Raw genomic sequence first — 17,072 nt, 5'->3', positions numbered from 1 at the left:
GGGCCGCGCGGGACGGCTTCGTCTTCGGTACGGCCTCCAGCGTGTCGTGGACCGGCGGCCCGGCGGTCTGCGGGGCCAGGTCGTGGGCCGGCCGGCTGACCCCGGGGCGCGGCGGGGCGGCCGGGTGCGGCTGGACGGACACGCACCCCGACAGGGCCGCGACCGTGAGGCAGACCAGGAGTTGCACGGCGGTTCTCGTTCGTTGCACGTGATCAACCTTGCGGGGCCGGTGACCGGTCCACGCCTCCGACGCCCCTGATCCGCCCGCACGAGTGACACCGGTCAGCCCGGCGCCGCCGCGATGGCGCTTCAGCGCCCCAGCATCCCGCGCAGCAGCTCGTCGAAGCCGGTGCGCAGCTCCGCCTCGCTCGGTACGGAGCGGTGGTACGAGCCGGCCGCGCACGAGAACATCAACCCCTCGCACCAGGCCACGAGGGACAGCGTGTGCCGCTCCGGTTCCGGCGACCCGGCCGCGGTCATCAGTGCCACCAGCGGAGCGCGGAACTGCATGCCCGTCGCGTCGAAGAACTCCCGCAGCTGCGGGCGGCGGGTGGCCTCCAGCGCCAGTTCGTACCGGCAGACCAGCAGCTCCGGGTGGTGCGTCAGATAGCGGTGCAGGGCCCGGGCCAGCCCCGTCGCCGGCTCGCCGGTGTCCGCGCCCGCCCCGAGCCCGCCGGGTGCGAGGACCCGGCCCTCGCGCTCCGCCAGCCGTCGCACCGCTGCCTCCAGCAGCGCCTGTCGGGTCCGGGCGTGGTTCGACGTCGAGCCCTGGGGCAGTCCGGCCCGCTCGTCCACCGCCCGGTGCGTCAGCCCCCGCATGCCGCGCTCCGCGAGAAGGGCGAGCGCTGCGTCGGCGATCAGTTCGGCCCGGTCGGAGCCGGTGGGACGTGCGGTCATGAGGTCAACCTACCGCCGCAACTACAGCTGTAGTACGTTGGGTGCTGTCACTACAGGTGTAGTTGCAGTGGAGGGAGCGTCATGGACATGCCCCGTGCGGTCGTCATCGGCAGCGGGATCGGCGGACTCACCTCCGCGCTCGCGCTGCACCGGTCCGGCTGGCAGGTCACCGTGCTGGAACGCGCCGACTCCCTGGAGCCCGTCGGCGCCGGCATCGGGCTCGCCCCCAACGCCCAGCGCGCGCTCGACGTGGTCGGCCTCGGCGACGAGATCAGGTCCCTGGCCGCCTGGCAGGGCGAGGGCGGGATGCGCACGCCGTCCGGCCGCTGGCTCTCCCGCACCGACGCCGCCGCGGCGGCCGAACGGTTCGGCGGTCCGCTCGTCCTCCTGCACCGCTCCGTCCTCATCGACCGCATCGCCGCCCGGCTCCCCGCCTCCGCCATCCGCACCGGCTGCCCGGCCCGTCTGGCCGACCCCGGCACCGCGGGCGGCGCCCCCGCCGTGGTCGGTACGCCCACCGGGACGATCGAGGCCGAACTCGTCGTCGGAGCCGACGGAATCCACTCCGGCATACGCGGCGCCCTCTTCCCGGACGCCCCCGGCCCCTCCTACGCGGGCTTCACCACCTGGCGGGCCGTCGTCCCGGCCCCGGACCGCCCCTTCCCGCCGCACGAGACCTGGGGGCGCGGCGCGCTCTGGGGCAGCCAGCCGCTCAAGGACGGCAGGATCTACGCCTACGCGGCGGCGACCGCCCCCGCCGGAACCCGGGCGGCCGACGACGAGAAGGCCGAACTCCTGCGCCGCTTCGGCGACTGGCACGACCCGGTCCCCGGAATCATCGCCGCCACCGCGCCGCGGGACATCCTCCGCCACGACGTGTACCGGATGGCCGTCCCGCTTCCCGCCTTCCACCGCGGCCGCACCGCCCTGCTCGGCGACTCCGCGCACGCCATGGCCCCCACCCTCGGCCAGGGCGGCAACCAGGCCATCGAGGACGGCATCGTCCTCGCCCACCACGTGGCCCCCGGCCGGGACCTGGGCGCCGGCCTCGCCGCGTACACCGCCGAACGGCTGCCGCGCACCGCCGGTGTCGTTCGCAAGGCCGACCGTGTCTCCCGGCTCATGAGCCTGACCGGTGCGCCGGCCGTCGCCGCACGCGACTTCCTCATGTCCACCGTCTCCCGGCTCGGTCCCGGCCTCGTCCTGCGCACCTTCGACGGGATCGCCGACTGGCGGCCCCCGGGCGCCGCGTATGCTGCCGGGACGACGGATGAGGCGCCCCGCACACGGCGCTGACCAGCGAGAGGAACACCCTGTGAAGGTCGGCTGCATCGGACTCGGGGACATCGCGCGGAAGGCGTACCTGCCGGTGCTCGGCTCCCTGCCGGGCATCGAGCTCCACCTCCAGACCCGCACCCCGGCCACCCTGGACGCGGTCGCCGCCGCCCACCGCATCCCGGCCGACCGGTGCCACCAGGACCTGGACTCGCTGCTCGCCCAGGAGCCCGACGCCGCGTTCGTGCACGCCTCGACCGCCGCCCACCCCGAGATCGTGGGCCGGCTGCTCGACGCGGGCGTCCCCACCTACGTCGACAAGCCGCTCGCGTACACGCTGGCTGAGTCCACCCGCCTGGTCGAGCTCGCCGAGGCGCGCTCCACCGGCCTCGCCGTCGGATTCAACCGCCGGCTGGCCCCGGGCTACGCCCAGTGCGCGGAGCACCCGCGCGAACTGATCCTTTTGCAGAAGAACCGGGTCGGCCTCCCCGAGAAGCCCCGGACCATGGTGTTCGACGACTTCATCCACGTCGTGGACACCCTGCGCTTCCTGGCGCCCGGCCCCGTCCGGCGCACCGTGGTGAGCGGCCGGCTCGTGGACGGTCTGCTGCACCACGTCGTGCTCCAGCTCTCCGGCGACGGCTTCACCGCGATCGGCGCGATGAACCGGCTCAGCGGCTCGACCGAGGAGCGGCTCGAAGTCTCCGGCCAGGACTCCAAGCGCGAGGTCCTCAATCTCGCGGAGGTCATCGACCACAAGGGGCAGCCGAGCGTCCGCCGACGCGGGGACTGGGTGCCGGTGGCCCGTCAGCGCGGCATCGAGCAGGCGGTGCTGGCCTTCCTGGAGGCCGTGCGCGAGGGCCGCCCGCTGAGCGCCCGCGACGCGCTGGAGACCCACGAACTCTGCGAGCGCGTCCTGCGGGAGCTCGACGCCGCCTAAGCAGCCGCCGCCGTCTCGACGGGACGCGTACGCCTCCGGGCCCGCCGGGCCCGTACGCCCTCCGACGCGCAGAAGACGGCCAGCGCTCCCAGCGCCCCGTACACCGCCCAGTCGCCGAACCGCACGTACAGCGTGGTGCCCCGGGCCAGCGGCACCCCGTAGACGGCGGTCCCGCTGGTCTCCGTACCGAGGCGGGGACCGACGCGCTCGCCCCCGGGCCCGTACACCGCGCTCACACCCGTGAGCGTGGCGTGCACCATCGGGCGGCCGCTCTCCGCCGCCCGCAGCGCGCCGAGCGAGGCGTGCTGAGCCGGGGCCCAGCCGTGCTGGAAGGACGAGGTGGAGGACTGGGCGACCAGGAGCCCCGCCCCGTCCCGTACCAGGCGCCGGCTCATGTCCGGGAACGCGGACTCGAAGCAGACCAGCGGGCCGACGCGCACTCCGTCCGCACCGGGCACCCGCATCGTGACCGGGCCCCCGCCGCGCAGCCGGTCCTCGCCCGCGGCCCGGCCCATCGAGGTCGCCCAGCCGAGCGCCGACCGGGCCGGGACGTACTCGCCGAACGGCACGAGCCGCATCTTGTCGTACCGGTCCCCGGTGAGCCCCCGGGGTCCGACGAGCACGGCGCTCTTGAAGATCCCCGTGCGTCCCGCCGCGTCGGTCTGCCGGGCGTCCACGTTCACCAGGAGACCGGCGCCCACCGACCGCGACAGCGCCGCGAGCCGGGCCTCGACGTCCGGCCGCCGGGCCGGGTCCACGCCGACGCTGCTCTCACCCCACACCACCAGGTCGACCCCGCGCCCCGCGAGCGACCGGGTCAGCGCCTCGCCGCGGGCGAACCTGCGCGGGATGCTGCCCGGCCCGTCCACGATCCCGGGCTGCACGACGGCCACCCTGACCGTGCCCGTCCGTTCCGGCTGCGGCGCCCACACCCAGGCCGCCCCGGCCACCAGCGCCCCCACCAGGAGCGACACGGCGGCCACGACGCGGGCGGCGGAGTGCACCAGCAGCACGGTGACCGCCGTGTTCACCGCCACCACCAGCAGACTCACCAGCCACACCCCGCCCACCGAGGCCAGCCGCAGCGCAGGTTCCACCTGCCACTGGCTCGCCCCCAGCAGCCCCCAGGGACCGCCCAGCGCCTCCCAGGACCGCACCAGCTCGATCATCAGCCAGCCGCACGGCACCAGGACCACCGCCGCGACCGCCGCCCGCCCGCTCAACGGGCCGCGCAGCAGCCGGTGCGCCAGCAGCCCCCACGGTGCCCACAGCAGACCCAGCAGCGCCGCGAGGATCACGATGAACACGTGCAGGCTCGGCATCAGCCAGTGGTGCACGGCGATCATGTAACCCGTGCCGCCCAGCCACGCGTCGCGCGCCGCCCCCCGCCCCGTCCCGGCGGAGCGGACCAGCAGCAGCAGCGGGACCAGGCAGACGTAGGCGAACCACCACAGGGAGGGTGCGGGGAAGGCGAGCGCCGGCAGCGCACCGGCCACCAGCGCGGCGGCCGCGCGCCCCGGGGTCCGGTCGAGCACGCGCGCACCCCGCTCGCGCCACCCGGTCCGCGCACCCATGCCGCACCTCCTCGCCCCGCCCGCCGGCAGGTCCGTCCGCCATCCGGTCCCGATCTTCTGCCCAGTGTGCGGCAGCGGACGCGGCCCGGCCGTCAGCAGGGGACGACGGCCACCGGGCCCATCGCGTGCGTGAGCGTCGTGTGCGCCACCGGCGACAGTCCGAGGCCCAGCGACTCACCGCCGCGCCGCCGGCCGACGACGGTCAGCGACGCCGTCGCGGACGCGGTGACCAGGGTGCGGGCCGCGGAGCCGTTGACCGGCTCCTTCATGACCTCGACCTGCGGATACGCCGCCCGCCAGCCGGCCGTCAGTTCCGCCAGCGACCGCTCCGCCGCATCCGCCGCCGCGTTCCGGTCGAAGACCGGCCCCCCGGACAGCATGGACGAGAACATCGTCCAGCCGTGCACGATCCGCAGCCGCGCGCCCGGGTGCGCCGCCGCCGTCTCGAAGGCGAAGTCCAGCACTCCCTCGCTGCTCTCATCGGCCGCCACCCCGGCGACGATGTCCGGGAAGACCTCGCCCGCGCCCTCGCCGGCCGGCTCCTCGTCGTCCCGGCCACCGTGCACGATCACCACGGGGCACTTGGCCATGGACGCCGTCGCCAGGCTGTTGGACCCGAGCATCAGGGACCGGAACCCGCCGAGACCCCGCGAACCGAGCACCAGCAGCGAGGCGTCCCGGCTCAGCGAGACCAGCGCCGCCGACGGGAAGTCGAGCGGTGCGAGGGTCGTGGGCCGCAGTCCCGGAGCGACCTGGGCCACCCGGTGCGCGGCCGAGGCCAGCAGCTCGCCCGCCTCCCGCTCCTGCGCCTCCTGGCCGGTGCGCCGGGCCAGCTGCCTCACGTGCACGATGAGCAGCGGCAGACCCCGTACGACCGCCTCACGGGCCGCCCAGTCCAGCGCGTCCATGCTGTGCGAGGAGCCGTCGACCGCCGCGATCACGGGAAGCTCGGTGCCGCTCATGGGTTCCTCTCCGCCGTCCGGACCTGTCTCGTACGCTACGGCGGCGCGGGCACCGGTGCCGAGGCGGAGGCGGCCGTCCGGGCCCCGGCACGGCATGCCCCCGCACGTCGTTTGTTCCGATGGGCCGTCCGGCTGCGCCTATGCTCGCGGTATGGAGCAGAGCGAAGTGGTGAAGCGTGTGGTCGGCATCCTCACCGAGGCGGGGGAGATGCGCCGGCTGCTGGAGGAGAATCCGGACCGCGACGACGCCGACACCGACTCGACCGTGGTGACCGCCCTACTCAACGAGACCATGCCCCGGATCGCCATCCCCGAGGACGCCACCGTCGAGGACGTGGTGGTGGTCGTCGGACGTGAGGTCGGCGGTGCGGTGGAACAGCTCGTCGGGGCGTTCACCCTGGCGTTCGCGATGCTGGCCCAGGTCCACGACTCCGGGCAGACGGACGTCACCTCGGCGGACGTGCTCCAGGACCTCGCCCTGCGCGCCGAGCAGTTCGGCGCCGAGGGCCCCGGCGACACGGAGATCTGAACACGGCGCCGCCCCCGGCACGGGCCGGGGGCGGCGGGCGTACGGCGGACGTCAGCCTGCGGACTCACCGGTGTCAGGACACGTTCCCGCGGACGCTGTCGCCGATCAGCCCGTCCGTGTAGGTCACGTACTTGGCGTCGAACTTGCCCTTGCCGGTGATGGTGCCCATGACGTTCTCGCCGGGGGCGAGCTTCACCGTGTCGAGTTGGTCTTCGTCCATCCCGAGCTCGGCGGTGTGCTTGCGGCCGTCGGTGTCGGTGATCGTTACGTACAGCGGGTTGACATCGATCTCATCCTTGCCGTTGTTCGTGATGGTGACCTGGACGCTGGTGTAGTTGTCGTTCTGGGCGAGGATGCTCTTCTTGAAGGCGACTTTCTTCGCCGCGACGGTCACGGGCTCCTTCTTCGCCGGCTCTTCCTTCTTCGGCTCCTCCGGCTTCTTGGTCTCGGCGGGAGCGCTGGCGGCCGGCTCCTTGGTGGGCGGCGAGTCCTTCTTGCTGTCGTCGCCGCTCGTTGCGATGGCGGCGATGATGCCGATCAGGACGAAGAGCACGATGATGCCCAGGCACCCAAACCCGATGATCTTGCCCGTGCTCTTCTTCGGCGCCGGCGGCTGGGGGCCCCATCCCGGCTGTGTTGGCTGCTGACCCCAGCCAGGCTGCTGCGGCTGCTGATTCGACATGTGCCCCCCCATAGGTGGTTCGTGGAGGGACGACCGTAGCGACGCCGGATGCGGCAGGGGAGGCAGATGTTCCGGTGGTGACGGAGTTGTGACCAAAAAGTGGGGGACTAGCGGGGAGGGTTCTCCAGCTCTCGCGCCAGGACCCACGTCTCCTCGCCCCGCCCGCATGTCACCCGGACGCGGATCGGGAGATGCGTGTAGCGGTCCTGCCACTGCTCGGCCGCCATGCCTGTCATCCAGCGGCCGGGGCGGGTGCGCTCGATAGCGAAGGGGCGACCCCGGCCCATTTCCAGTGGCACCGCCCCGGTCCGTCGCCCATTCTGGTCAGCCCCGTCGATGCCGGGAGCGAAACGAAATGGGCCCCAGACGTAGGCGTCTGCGTCTGCCTGGGTGTACTCCGGCGTCGGGTTGAGGACCCTGTGGTCCATGTCGTCGTTCAGCATCTCCAACTGCACCGAGGTCAGGTCGCCAAGACTGTCCGGGCCGGCCAGGTGAGCTGTGATGCTGCCGCGACTACCGAACTGCCCGGTGAACGACAGCCTGATGTCAGGCGTGCGGTCCTCGTGCCAGCGCTCGCGTTCGATGCTCGCGACAGTGTTAGCTGTTCCGTTGGCGCGGTGGGCGGCGAACCAAGCGCCAGCGGCGGCAACCGCGCTCAGGCCGGCTGTACCAAAGGTGGCGATGTCGCCCCAGGGGATGTCCATGCGCTGCGACTCTAGCGGCCGGCAATGACACGACTGCGCCCCGCTCTCATCCGAGGGCGGGGCGCAGTGCTGCGTGCGGCGCTTCGGCCAGCACTACTCCTGCGCGGATGCAGTCAGTTCCATCATCTTCTGGGAGTAGGTCGCGCCGTCGATCTCCTCGTTGTCGTACTGGCGCATCAGTTCATCGATCTCGGCCTTCAGTTCTTCTCTGTCCACTGGCGTCTCCCAACGCGTCGGTACCTCCGGGGACAGTAGCGCGTTGCGAGCCCTCGGCTCCTCACGCCTCTTGCGGGCTACCCACCCTGGAAGTAGCGCATAACGTTCCCTTATGCGCCGAGGTCGACGAACGGAGCGGGCCCTAGCCCTGAGCAGCCGGAAACGCGTGGCCCGCTGGTGGCCATGAACTCGCTCTCGCGACCGTCGGGCAGCAGCCGTAGCGTCCCAGGGAAAGCGTCACCGAGGTCGATGTCGGATGCCTCGTCTACGAGCGTGACGCTGCCAGCCCAGGTGCTGTCCTTGTCGGACTCGCGGTTGTCGGTGCGGCTGGGGTCATAGCGCAGCACCAGGGATGCGGTGACTGCAGCTTCTCGCCCGTCAGTGAACACCACGGTTGCTGGGCCGACGTAGCGCTGCCGGCCGTCGCCGGGATGGAAGGGTGCGCGTTCTGCCATGGCGGCAGGCTAGCGCAGGCGCGACTGCCGTCTGCGCTCACGGCCGCGACGGAGCCGGTGGCTAACTGGTCCTTGCACCAAAGCGCCCCCGCTGCCTTGCAAGTGGCGGGGGCGGCCTCGTGTGTCTTCTCGATCAGAAGCGCACGTAGTGCCAGACCACCATGGCCACCACGCTGACGGCGTACATGCCGGTGCGATACGCGGCTCCAGCGATCAGGTTGTGCGTGACGAGGCGGCGGAATCGCCAGAGCCGCACCTGCCGAACGATGTGGTGCAGGCGTCGTCGAATGTGGTTCTCTCGCACGAGAGTGATCCCCTCCTGGAAATTGGCATGACGGGTGACCTTGCGATCCCCGCGCCTGGCCCTTATGCGTCCAAGCTGCAGGCCAGGGGCGGGGGTTGCGCGCTTGGGGAACAGTAGAGGAGTCCTCGGACTCGCACTTTTCAGCCGCTCGCAGGGTGCTGCGACCTCTACAAGGAAGCTTGTAGAGGATCATGCCTCTATGCCCCACCTGCTGCCCTTTGGTCCAGGATTTCGGCCGTTACGGGTTCGTTACCTTGGCGCCTCATGCCGGAGTGCCGGGCCGTTCATCAATCGGTCGGGACGTGAACCTGAAAGGACAGCCTTTGAACTCGCCGATTTGCGGCTCCAGTTGTTCATCAAACCGTTCATCTAGGTGGTACCGTTCAGATTCCGCACCTAGGCGTTTGATGAACGAAGGGGAGTCGCATGGCCCTAGTCGGCCTCGTCCGAGTCAGCACCGACAAGCAGAACACACAACGGCAGCACGACGCACTTGACTCGATCTGCCTCAAGGTCTTCGAAGAGAAGACCAGCGGCAAGCTCGCCGTCGACGACCGGCCCACTCTCAAGGCCGCCCTCGACTACATCCGCGAAGACGACATGCTCTGCGTGCAAGAGGTCGACCGCCTTGGGCGCAACCTCCTCGAAGGGCTAATCGTCCTGAACGACCTTTTCGAGCGAGGTGTCGCCGTTAAAGTCCTCGAAGGCATCGCCGCCGGAGACCACACGGAGCGGTCCTTCATCCTCGACCTCGCACTCGCCCTCGCCGAAGACCGGCGGTGCGACATCGTCAAGAAGACCAAGAACGGCTTGGAAGCAGCACGGAAGCAGGGGCGCGTCGGTGGACGCAAGCCCGTCATGACGGACGTCCTTGTAGCGCAGGCAGTGGGGCTACGAGACCGAGGCTTCACGATCCGGCAGATCCAGCCCCACCTGCGCATCACCGAAGGCACGAACAAGGGCAAGAGCCCCAGCGTCGGTGCCATTTCCCAAGCCCTCCAGTCCTATGACGCTGCAAAGGAAAACTGAGGTGCCCCTGGTCGCCGACTGGCCAGCCTGAGGCGGCGCGATGCCCCAGCCTGAGGCAAGCAGGCTGGGGCATCGCGGGCCAGGCTATCGGTTTCGGATCTTGCTGGATGCAGGTGACGTCCGGGGCTTCAGTCGTACGGCTTGGGTCAGTCGCCGTACTCGCGCACCGCCCAGCCCGTTGGCGCTTCGCGGACCTCAAAGCCGGGCGCCAGGATCTGGTGGAGGCTCTCGCCGTCTTCCCAGTCGTTCAGGGCTTCTCCGAGCGTCGTGACCAGCGGTTCGCCGACGTTGTCGAACAGCACGACCGGCTCCAGAGGGAGGTCGCCTCCCACTGTGCTCGTGCGCGACATGTTGCTTGTAGGCACTGCCCAGCCGACGAGCGGAAGGACAAGAATCTCTGGTGTGACTGGACAAGAGAGCGCGACCCTCCATCCGTTGGGAGCTGCCGAGAACCGAGTGATCGGCGAGTCGTTGGTCATGCTGGAAGGCTGCCAGGTCGGGCGACCGACTTGCCCGGCAAAGTGGAATCGCGCCACACCTCTAGCCACATGGCCGAAACAGGTGCATCGTTGATCGCGCGGCCGGAGCTCGCCCCCAGGCAGTTTCCCCCGTTCGGACCCTGCCCGCGTGGACCTCCTGCGGGCGGGGCCTGCCGCCCCTCCCGGCCTCCCCACGGGAGGGTCGAGGCGCGCCCCGGTCATCCAGGGCGCCTACTGCTTCTCCTCGGTGAAGAAGCCGTCGTGCCCCTCGCAGAGGCTGTTCGGGCAGTGCCACATGACGCCGACCTCGGGGTCAAGGTCGTTCACCTGAGTCCCCCTGTCCGGCGTGAGGCGGGGCTGGCTCATCTGCCCGCACTCGGGGCATCGGGCGTCGGGGAGTCGGCGGGCTACGGATCGCGGGTATCGCTGCTTCGGGTTGTCCATGACTTCACGGTGGCACAGGTTCCGCAAAACCTTGCCCCCGGCCGCTGCGGTCCCTGTGTAGCCGGCTGCTATGCAAGCGTGGGGAGTTGGCGCCTGGGGCGCAGCCGTGTCGCGTAGCCTTGCCGAACCGCCCCGTCGGGGGGTGGCGTAGTACCTAGTCCTGTCGGAGGACTTCATGCCCTTGAGTCATGTCGCACGCCTGCATGCTGCCGAGATCCGCAACCATGACTGGTCCGACGCTCCATTTCGCATCGACCGGGCGGGGCACGATCGCGTCTTTGATGGTGGTCGCGGGCCGCAGCTTTCGGAGCAGGAGACAGATCACATCCGCATGAACGTCATGTGGGTGACTGCCCAGGTACTGGGCTACGAGGATCCCAACTTCGACGTCAATGAGTTCGCCGAGGCGTGCGGGGTAGCCACCCGGACTCGGAGCGGACGCCTGAATGGCGGCATCGAGGCTGGTGTCCGGGTGGAGGACGGCAGGTACGCGCGTCCCGGAACCTGGGAGTTCGACGAAGGCTACTGAGCCACTGGGATCATCAGGCTGTCGCGGCGCCTTTCCTGCGGGAGGGGCGCCGTCTGCGTATCGGACGCTCTCACGCCGCTTCGTACCGATGTGCCCGGCCGCCCCGCCATTCCACCCATCCAGGGTCATCGAGCAGCTGCTCGGCGTCGGGGAGTCCGGCTCGTCGGAGGAATTCGACGACGTCGTGGTCGTCGTGGGCGAGTCCGGCGATCTGTCCTCGGATGGTGATGCGCCGGCCGCCGGTGGGGGAGGGGCGGTGGATGACGATCGGGGCCATGCGTTCAGGGTGCGCCGCAGTTGCAGGGCCCGCATCCTGCCTCCCCGGATGCGGGCTGGGCTGGGTGGCGTGAGGATCGGAGTACGGGCGGCGTCGCGGCTGCCTGATGCCTCTGGGAGGTCGCTATGCCGTCGACTGTCTGGTCCGGTGCCATCAGCTTTGGCCTGGTCACGATCCCTATTCGCGTGTCGGCGGCGTCGCAGGATCACTCGATCCACTTCCACCAGATTCACGTGGAGGACGGTGGCCGGGTTCGGACCCGGAAGGTGTGCGAACTCGACGACGAAGTCCTTGATTAGGGGGACATCGGTAAGGGCTACGAGCTGTCGAAGGACCAGACAGTGCCGGTAACGGACGCGGAGCTGGACCAGATGCCGCTGCCGACCGCGAAGGCGATCGAGATCGTGGCGTTCGTAGACCGTGCCTCGATCGACCCGGTGCGTCTGGCTGACAGCTACTACCTGTCGGCGGACGGTGCTGTGGCGGCGAAGCCCTATGTGCTGCTGCGGAGGGCCCTGGAGCGGACGTCGAAGGCCGCGGTCGCTAAGTGCGCGTGGCACAACCGGGAGCGTTTGGGCTTGCTGAGCATCCGCGACGACGCTCTGGTGCTGCATTCGATGAAGTGGCCGGACGAGGTCCGGTCGCCCGCCGAGCTCGCCCCGCCTGCTGTGGACCTGGACGAGGACGAGATCGAGCAGGCCCTTGAGTTGATGGACTCGATGACGACGGACGACATCAGCGGCTACCGCGACCGGTACCGGGACGCGATGGAGGAGCTGATCGAGGCGAAGATCGAAGGCAAGGAGCCGCCCAAGGAGGCAGAGGGCGGCGAGGCGAAGACCGGGCAGATCGTGGACATGATGGCCGCGCTGAATGCGTCCGTTCAGCAGGCGAAGGAGTCCCGGGGCGAGGGCGGGGACGCAACGGTGCACGAGATGCGGCCGGCGCGGAAGGCCGCCGCGAAGAAGACCCCGACCGAGAAGTCGGCGGGGAAGAAGGCGTCGGGGCGGAAGCCGAAGAGTGCCTGACCTACTCCAGGACGCCGAGCTCGCTGTCGGGCCGGCAGTGGGTGCAGGCCCTCACGCCGTCGGCGAGGAGTTGGCGGGCTTGGCCGCGATCGATGGTCCGCTGCCTCTTGCCTGCGGCGTAGCAGCCCCCGGCGTGGATCTCGGATGGGGGTGCGCCGACGCCGATGCCGAGTTCGACGGTCCAGTCGGGTGTGGGAGGCCGTGCTCTTCCCCGTAGCGTTTCTCGGCTTCGCGTTGTTCGACGGCGGCGATCTGTGCCCGGACCCGGTCGAGGGTCATGGCGAGCCAGGTCTCCAGAATGCGGAGGCGTGACAGGTCGGGCGGCAAATCGTTCACGCATTCGATTGTATGGCGTCAATGCTGTGCACCGCCTCCTTAAGAATACGTAGACAGACTTATCTAGGAATGCTTAAGTTTTCCTCATGGATCCACTGCATGGCGACCTCGAACAAGTAGAGGCCGATCTTCGTGAGGCCGAACTCGAACATCAGCGCCTTGGGGTGCGCATTGAAGGGCTGCGCGCACAGCGCGACGCTCTCCGCAGGATTGCCCAGACCCCGACCAGGCTGGAGCAGAAGCTGCAGAGTCTGACCAAGGCAGAGGGGATCGTTGCGATCCTTCGCGCATCCCCCGAACCCATGACGCTTGGGCAGATTGCTGAAGCCATGACTGCGGCGGGCAAGCTGACCAATAACAACGGGGCCTCCGTGTACATCGACGGCCTGCTTAAGGAAGGGCGTGTGGTTCGTGTCCGACGTGGCCTATACCGCGACGCCTGATCAACGAGAGGACTGAGCCGTGGCAACGCAAGCAGTTCAGGCGCTGGAGAAGGCCATCCGTGCCTTCGGCGGTACATGGGACACCCAGAGTTCCGTGACCGCCCTGCGGGACGCTGGGCTCGGCCACGGGGACCAGCGGGCGCAGGAGAAGCGGGCCCGGCAAGCTCTCCGCGATCTTGCCGCAGCTCGCGTGGTCGTGAAGGTCGACCCGGACAGTGCCACCTATCGACTCTCCAACGAGCTTAGGGACCACGCATGAGACGTTTCGTTATGGCCGGGATGGTCGCTACCGCGCTCCTGCTCGCCGGGTGCAGCAGTGACTCCGAACCCTCCAGCAGCCCGGACGAGGTTGCCGAGTCGTTGGCGGAAGAAGAGCCCGCCCCGGACCCTGCAGTCGAGGGGGCTGAAGACACGTCGGTACAGGACTACCTGGACGAGCACGGCATCACCGACGCGATGGTGATGCGCCTCGCGGCCGTCGCCGAGGCCAACAACTACGCGGACCCGCCGATGGCGGAGCCGGACGCGCAGCTGTTCGCCACGGTCATCGGTGATCACTGCGAGACGGTCGCATCAGGCGAGAAGACGTGGGACTACTACAAGGAGGACGATAAGAGCACCGGAGGCACGCAGGCCCAGGTGGACGCGTTCTACGGGTTCACGCAAGACACGTTCTGCCCGTCAATGACCAGCAAGCAGTAGCCGCACATACTGGCGCCCCGGCCAAGGAAAGCAGCCGGGTCGGCACTATGTCAGGGTATCGCCCGTCTCGCCCGCTGCTCCCTGCCACACTGGGGGTGCCCCGCTGTTACCCCCGCCGGCGGGGGCACTTTCGTTGCCCGGTGCTCGTCTGCGCCACGCCGGAGGTAATCGATCCGGGTCTGTCAGTGCTGCCTCGTAGGCTTGTCGCATCAATCCCTTAGGGCCACGGCTCGCGAACAAGGGGATTCTTCAACCGCCCCCGTTCCCGGCTGCTCCCCGGGGCGGGGCTGCGTCAGCTCTCAGCCGGCTCGGGGTGGAGGACGGCGTTCTGCGCCGCCTGCTCCAGCTCATACCGGCCACCGTCCCCGGCCTCTGCTGTCACCGCAGCTGGAACGTTTCCGCAGCCTCACGCCACACCGCCCAACGATCTGGGCTGTACAGGTCGGACAGTGCCTGGGCCTGCGCATCGACGGACGCACGGCACAGCTGGATCAGGGTTTCGCTCGGTTTCGCCACGGCGGGATCCTAAACGGCGGCACTGACAGCGGGGCGTCTGCCATGCTGGCGAGATGGACTTCAAGCCCGGCGGCCTTCCCGGCCTGCAGGTCGGCCAGACGCAGGAACTGTGTGACCTCGGCGATCCGCACCCATGGGCGACGGAGTTCTTCCTTGCTCCGAACGCCAGCCACGCGCAGAGGACCCACGTCGCTACCGTCATGGCCTTTCAAGCGGAGATCGACCGGCTCGACACCTCCTGGCTGAACGAGTAGACCTAGCCCTACGCGGCACCCCGTCTGTCATGCTGATGGTGGCCCGCTTTCCCATGCGAGCGAGTCCGGCGGCGCGTAACCGCCATGGCCCCTACGGACCGAACGCATCGGATGGGGTGCGCCCCCTGCTCACTGCCGGAGTTACGTCCAGCAGAGGACAGCCCGCTACCTGTGGGTACAGAGGGGCCGGGGGGCGCTTCTGGCATCCTGGCAGTGGCACGCTCGTCTGCTATGGGAAACCGTGGCATCCGAGAACCTGTCGGCTCAAGCCGGGCGGCCAGCGTCTGCCGGCGCCGCGGCCTGGCAACGTCCAGCCTTACGCCCGCCCCGACTCGCGACGGGGCGGGCGTTCGTGCCAGGTCAGGACATCACTTCCGCACTGCCGCGAACGCGATCATGCCGCCTCGACGACGTCGCGCTGTACGACCGCAGCCCACTCGGCGAGAAGCCGCTCGTACTCCCGCCGCCCCTCCGGCGTCAGCCGACCACCGCGCGTCCACAGAGCCCTGATGTCCGCGTTCACCTCAGCCAACGACCGGGCAGCGCGCGGCGAGACAGAAGATGCGGGCATGCCCTGAGTCTACGGGCGAGGTCCGAAAATAGTCTCGATCGCATCCAGTGCGCGAAACCACGGAAACGCGGAGGCGCTCCCCTGCTTAGGCGGATGCGACTCGTACCCGGCCGGCCCATCTAGATAGACCACGCCCTGCGCTCGCAGATCCGCGATGCTGCGGGCCACTGCCGGCTGGGCTCCCTGCGCCCGGTTGAAGTACGGCATCGCCACCACCGGCACTCCGAGGTGCACACCCTCTGACACCAAGCCCAACGCCACCGTGTCCGCGATCCCGTGGCCCCACTTGTTCAAGCTCGTGCATGACAAAGGGGCCACCAGCATTGCATCCGCCTTGGGCAGTGCATCCTTCTCGCCCGGCAGCTTGTACTGCGACCGCACCTTGTGCCCTGTCAGGTTCTTCAGCTCCGCCATGCGCGGCTCCCACCATCGGGCAGCGGAAGGAGTCAGGATCAGGCAGGTATCCCATCCGCGGGCCTGCGCCTGCCTGACCCCCTCATCGACGTACTCGGTTGGGCCAGCTGCGCACGCGATCAAGTACAGGACTCGGGTCATGCCTGGAGTCCACATCGTGCGGCCAGTGCACGCAATTCCCCGCTAGGGACGGCGATTGCGCCCACCACGTCTTTCACGAGGTTCACCGTGCTCGGCCTGCCCCGGAACTCCTCCGGGGCGAGCCGGGCAGCCTCCACGAGGGATGCCGCGGCGGCATCCTTCTTGCGTGTCAAGAGCTGAGCGCGTGCCATCGTAATCAGATGACCGGCCCGACGTTCCTGGGCCATCCTCTGCACGGCCGCACCGTCCATGGCCTCCGACGCCTCAAGCGCCGACCACCCGTCCTCAAAACGAGCCAGCACGTCCACCCGGTGCAGGCCCACGTTCGTCGGCCCGAAGTTCGTCCAGTCTGCGTTGAGGTCCGCACCCTGCTGATCGGCCACTTCAGCAGCCTCGTCGACATGCCCGATGGCGTCCCTGACTCCGGCCGTGGTGCGTTCCATCGCTGCGGCTGAGATCGCTGCGGAAAGGTAGAGCATGCCGAGCGTCGACAGCCCGAGCGGGCCCGCGGCGGCCAGGTCGCCGTGAAGGCGTCGCGCTGCCCCTATGGCAAAGTCCACGGCGGCCTGCGGCTGCTGCTGATTCGCCAATGATTTGGCGACACGGCGAGACGCTGCACCGATCGCAACGGGGTCGCCGGCCCGTTCGGCTGCGGCGAGCGCACGGTCGGCTAGCCCTGCGGCCGGAACCGCTGCCGCCTGGCCGTACTTGTGCAGGAACGATGTCGTCAGCTGCAGTACGCGGGAGTGGAGTACGTGGGCTTCTCTGGACTCTGGGCCGGCGAGGGCCGCGGCTTTGCCTGAGCCGATGATGAGGGCGGGCAGGTCACGCCCGAGGGCCGCGTAGTGGCAAGCCTGGAACGCTTCACAGCAGTAGGTGAGCCGTCGCTGCAGCACTTCTGGCGACAGGTGCTTGTCCCCTTCGCCGGCGGCACGGTAGAGGACGTCGATCACGGCTTCGGCTTCGGCGGGCGGCCTGGCAGCTGCGGGGGCGCTTGCGGGGGTGTCGGTCAAGAGCTGCTCCAAAGGGACGCGTAGGACGTCTGCCGCCCTCATGAGCACGGACAGGCGCGGGTCCTGTTGGCGTTGCCCGCCTTCGAGGTCCTGCACCCACCTGCGGGTCTGGCCCATCAGCCGACCGAAGTCTGCCTGGGTGAAGCCCCGCCGCTCCCGCCAGAAAGCGATACGGCGGCCGATGCGCTCAGTGTTCATGCAATGCCCCCGGGTAAAGGCACGCACTTTGCGTGCCCACTCCAGTTGTTCCGCGCCCTACCGTGCAGGAACGGAAGATCAGCGAGAGGCCGGGGCCGCAATGACCGTCAGGGATTTACCACCAGTTGCCACGTTGACGGAACAGCAGCAGCGCGGATGG

Annotated in this window: 23 protein-coding genes and 2 pseudogenes; 9 read left to right on the top strand and 16 right to left on the bottom strand. The window is 69.5% G+C overall.

Annotated features, from left to right (window positions below; genetic code table 11):
- Both G3I41_RS22480 and G3I41_RS22475 read right to left on the bottom strand, forming a co-directional pair.
- A pseudogene (locus G3I41_RS22480) lies at positions 1–208 on the bottom strand (hypothetical protein); the annotation flags it as partial.
- Positions 209–309: 101 nt separating this feature from the next.
- Entirely contained in the window at positions 310–897 is a 588-nt protein-coding gene (locus G3I41_RS22475) for a TetR/AcrR family transcriptional regulator (protein WP_164402203.1), read from the bottom strand.
- Between the two features lie 81 nt (positions 898–978).
- Here G3I41_RS22475 and G3I41_RS22470 point away from each other — a divergent pair, with 81 nt between their 5' ends.
- The gene (locus G3I41_RS22470) at positions 979–2,193 is read left to right on the top strand and encodes an FAD-dependent monooxygenase (protein WP_164402202.1); all 1,215 of its coding nucleotides are present in this window, start codon (positions 979–981) and stop codon (positions 2,191–2,193) included.
- Positions 2,194–2,212: 19 nt separating this feature from the next.
- Positions 2,213–3,112: a Gfo/Idh/MocA family oxidoreductase gene (locus G3I41_RS22465; RefSeq protein ID WP_164402201.1), complete on the top strand. Its 900-nt coding sequence runs from the start codon at positions 2,213–2,215 to the stop codon at positions 3,110–3,112.
- On the opposite strand, the gene lnt is transcribed toward G3I41_RS22465, so the two are convergent.
- A complete protein-coding gene (lnt, locus tag G3I41_RS22460) occupies positions 3,109–4,686 on the bottom strand; it encodes an apolipoprotein N-acyltransferase (RefSeq protein ID WP_164402200.1) in 1,578 nt (525 codons plus the stop codon). The genes G3I41_RS22465 and lnt overlap by 4 nt on opposite strands.
- Before the next feature lie 92 nt (positions 4,687–4,778).
- Entirely contained in the window at positions 4,779–5,648 is an 870-nt protein-coding gene (locus tag G3I41_RS22455; protein ID WP_164402199.1) for a universal stress protein, read from the bottom strand.
- Positions 5,649–5,799: 151 nt separating this feature from the next.
- Here G3I41_RS22455 and G3I41_RS22450 point away from each other — a divergent pair, with 151 nt between their 5' ends.
- Positions 5,800–6,177: a hypothetical protein gene (locus tag G3I41_RS22450; RefSeq protein WP_203601496.1), complete on the top strand. Its 378-nt coding sequence runs from the start codon at positions 5,800–5,802 to the stop codon at positions 6,175–6,177.
- Positions 6,178–6,250: 73 nt separating this feature from the next.
- On the opposite strand, the gene G3I41_RS22445 is transcribed toward G3I41_RS22450, so the two are convergent.
- The 5 genes from G3I41_RS22445 to G3I41_RS37485 all read right to left on the bottom strand — a co-directional run bounded on the left by G3I41_RS22445 (position 6,251) and on the right by G3I41_RS37485 (position 8,490).
- On the bottom strand, positions 6,251–6,859 hold the full coding sequence (locus G3I41_RS22445) for a DUF4352 domain-containing protein (protein WP_164402198.1): 609 nt from the start codon (positions 6,857–6,859) through the stop codon (positions 6,251–6,253).
- A gap of 107 nt (positions 6,860–6,966) precedes the next feature.
- On the bottom strand, positions 6,967–7,563 hold the full coding sequence (locus tag G3I41_RS22440; protein WP_164402197.1) for a hypothetical protein: 597 nt from the start codon (positions 7,561–7,563) through the stop codon (positions 6,967–6,969).
- Positions 7,564–7,656: 93 nt separating this feature from the next.
- Positions 7,657–7,779 (bottom strand): hypothetical protein, encoded by a 123-nt coding sequence (locus G3I41_RS37490; protein ID WP_275408438.1) that lies wholly within the window; start codon positions 7,777–7,779, stop codon positions 7,657–7,659.
- 110 nt (positions 7,780–7,889) lie between these two features.
- Positions 7,890–8,234 carry a hypothetical protein gene (locus tag G3I41_RS22435; protein WP_164402196.1) on the bottom strand — a complete coding sequence of 115 codons (345 nt, stop codon included), beginning with the start codon at positions 8,232–8,234 and terminating at the stop codon, positions 7,890–7,892.
- 133 nt (positions 8,235–8,367) lie between these two features.
- The gene (locus G3I41_RS37485) at positions 8,368–8,490 is read right to left on the bottom strand and encodes a hypothetical protein (protein ID WP_275408437.1); all 123 of its coding nucleotides are present in this window, start codon (positions 8,488–8,490) and stop codon (positions 8,368–8,370) included.
- A 474-nt stretch (positions 8,491–8,964) separates the two neighbouring features.
- Here G3I41_RS37485 and G3I41_RS22430 point away from each other — a divergent pair, with 474 nt between their 5' ends.
- A complete protein-coding gene (locus tag G3I41_RS22430; protein ID WP_164402195.1) occupies positions 8,965–9,567 on the top strand; it encodes a recombinase family protein in 603 nt (200 codons plus the stop codon).
- A gap of 146 nt (positions 9,568–9,713) precedes the next feature.
- Here G3I41_RS22430 and G3I41_RS22425 read toward each other — a convergent pair whose 3' ends face one another.
- Complete coding sequence (locus tag G3I41_RS22425; protein ID WP_164402194.1) at positions 9,714–9,869, bottom strand: hypothetical protein; 156 nt, start codon at positions 9,867–9,869, stop codon at positions 9,714–9,716.
- An 802-nt stretch (positions 9,870–10,671) separates the two neighbouring features.
- Between G3I41_RS22425 and G3I41_RS22420 the strand changes: the two genes are divergently transcribed.
- Positions 10,672–11,019: a hypothetical protein gene (locus G3I41_RS22420; RefSeq protein WP_164402193.1), complete on the top strand. Its 348-nt coding sequence runs from the start codon at positions 10,672–10,674 to the stop codon at positions 11,017–11,019.
- A gap of 70 nt (positions 11,020–11,089) precedes the next feature.
- On the opposite strand, the gene G3I41_RS22415 is transcribed toward G3I41_RS22420, so the two are convergent.
- On the bottom strand, positions 11,090–11,296 hold the full coding sequence (locus G3I41_RS22415; RefSeq protein ID WP_164402192.1) for a hypothetical protein: 207 nt from the start codon (positions 11,294–11,296) through the stop codon (positions 11,090–11,092).
- Positions 11,297–11,421: 125 nt separating this feature from the next.
- Between G3I41_RS22415 and G3I41_RS22410 the strand changes: the two are divergent.
- A pseudogene (locus G3I41_RS22410) lies at positions 11,422–12,324 on the top strand (Ku protein).
- Between the two features lies 1 nt (position 12,325).
- On the opposite strand, the gene G3I41_RS22405 reads toward G3I41_RS22410, so the two are convergent.
- On the bottom strand, positions 12,326–12,664 hold the full coding sequence (locus tag G3I41_RS22405; protein WP_239081779.1) for a DUF6233 domain-containing protein: 339 nt from the start codon (positions 12,662–12,664) through the stop codon (positions 12,326–12,328).
- 82 nt (positions 12,665–12,746) lie between these two features.
- Between G3I41_RS22405 and G3I41_RS22400 the strand changes: the two genes are divergently transcribed.
- Together G3I41_RS22400 and G3I41_RS36485 are read left to right on the top strand one after the other, a co-directional pair.
- On the top strand, positions 12,747–13,103 hold the full coding sequence (locus tag G3I41_RS22400) for a hypothetical protein (protein WP_164402191.1): 357 nt from the start codon (positions 12,747–12,749) through the stop codon (positions 13,101–13,103).
- Positions 13,104–13,358: 255 nt separating this feature from the next.
- Complete coding sequence (locus G3I41_RS36485) at positions 13,359–13,805, top strand: hypothetical protein (RefSeq protein ID WP_203601495.1); 447 nt, start codon at positions 13,359–13,361, stop codon at positions 13,803–13,805.
- A gap of 378 nt (positions 13,806–14,183) precedes the next feature.
- Here G3I41_RS36485 and G3I41_RS36975 read toward each other — a convergent pair whose 3' ends face one another.
- Positions 14,184–14,321 (bottom strand): hypothetical protein, encoded by a 138-nt coding sequence (locus G3I41_RS36975; protein WP_239081778.1) that lies wholly within the window; start codon positions 14,319–14,321, stop codon positions 14,184–14,186.
- Between the two features lie 53 nt (positions 14,322–14,374).
- Between G3I41_RS36975 and G3I41_RS22385 the strand changes: the two genes are divergently transcribed.
- Positions 14,375–14,575: a hypothetical protein gene (locus G3I41_RS22385; RefSeq protein WP_164402190.1), complete on the top strand. Its 201-nt coding sequence runs from the start codon at positions 14,375–14,377 to the stop codon at positions 14,573–14,575.
- Positions 14,576–14,969: 394 nt separating this feature from the next.
- Here the strand turns inward: G3I41_RS22385 and G3I41_RS36480 are convergent, their stop codons facing one another.
- The 3 genes from G3I41_RS36480 to G3I41_RS22375 are packed head-to-tail and all read right to left on the bottom strand — an operon-like array spanning position 14,970 to position 16,912.
- Positions 14,970–15,146 carry a hypothetical protein gene (locus G3I41_RS36480; protein ID WP_203601494.1) on the bottom strand — a complete coding sequence of 59 codons (177 nt, stop codon included), beginning with the start codon at positions 15,144–15,146 and terminating at the stop codon, positions 14,970–14,972.
- A 9-nt stretch (positions 15,147–15,155) separates the two neighbouring features.
- Positions 15,156–15,701 (bottom strand): flavoprotein, encoded by a 546-nt coding sequence (locus tag G3I41_RS22380; protein WP_164402189.1) that lies wholly within the window; start codon positions 15,699–15,701, stop codon positions 15,156–15,158.
- A complete protein-coding gene (locus G3I41_RS22375; RefSeq protein ID WP_164402188.1) occupies positions 15,698–16,912 on the bottom strand; it encodes a helix-turn-helix transcriptional regulator in 1,215 nt (404 codons plus the stop codon). Before G3I41_RS22375 ends, G3I41_RS22380 begins: the two co-directional genes overlap by 4 nt.
- Positions 16,913–17,072 lie beyond the last annotated feature (160 nt).

Origin of the sequence: Streptomyces sp. SID9727, assembly GCF_010550605.1 — a bacterium.
Taxonomy (GTDB): domain Bacteria; phylum Actinomycetota; class Actinomycetes; order Streptomycetales; family Streptomycetaceae; genus Streptomyces.
This window is presented reverse-complemented; position numbering and strand designations above follow the sequence as displayed.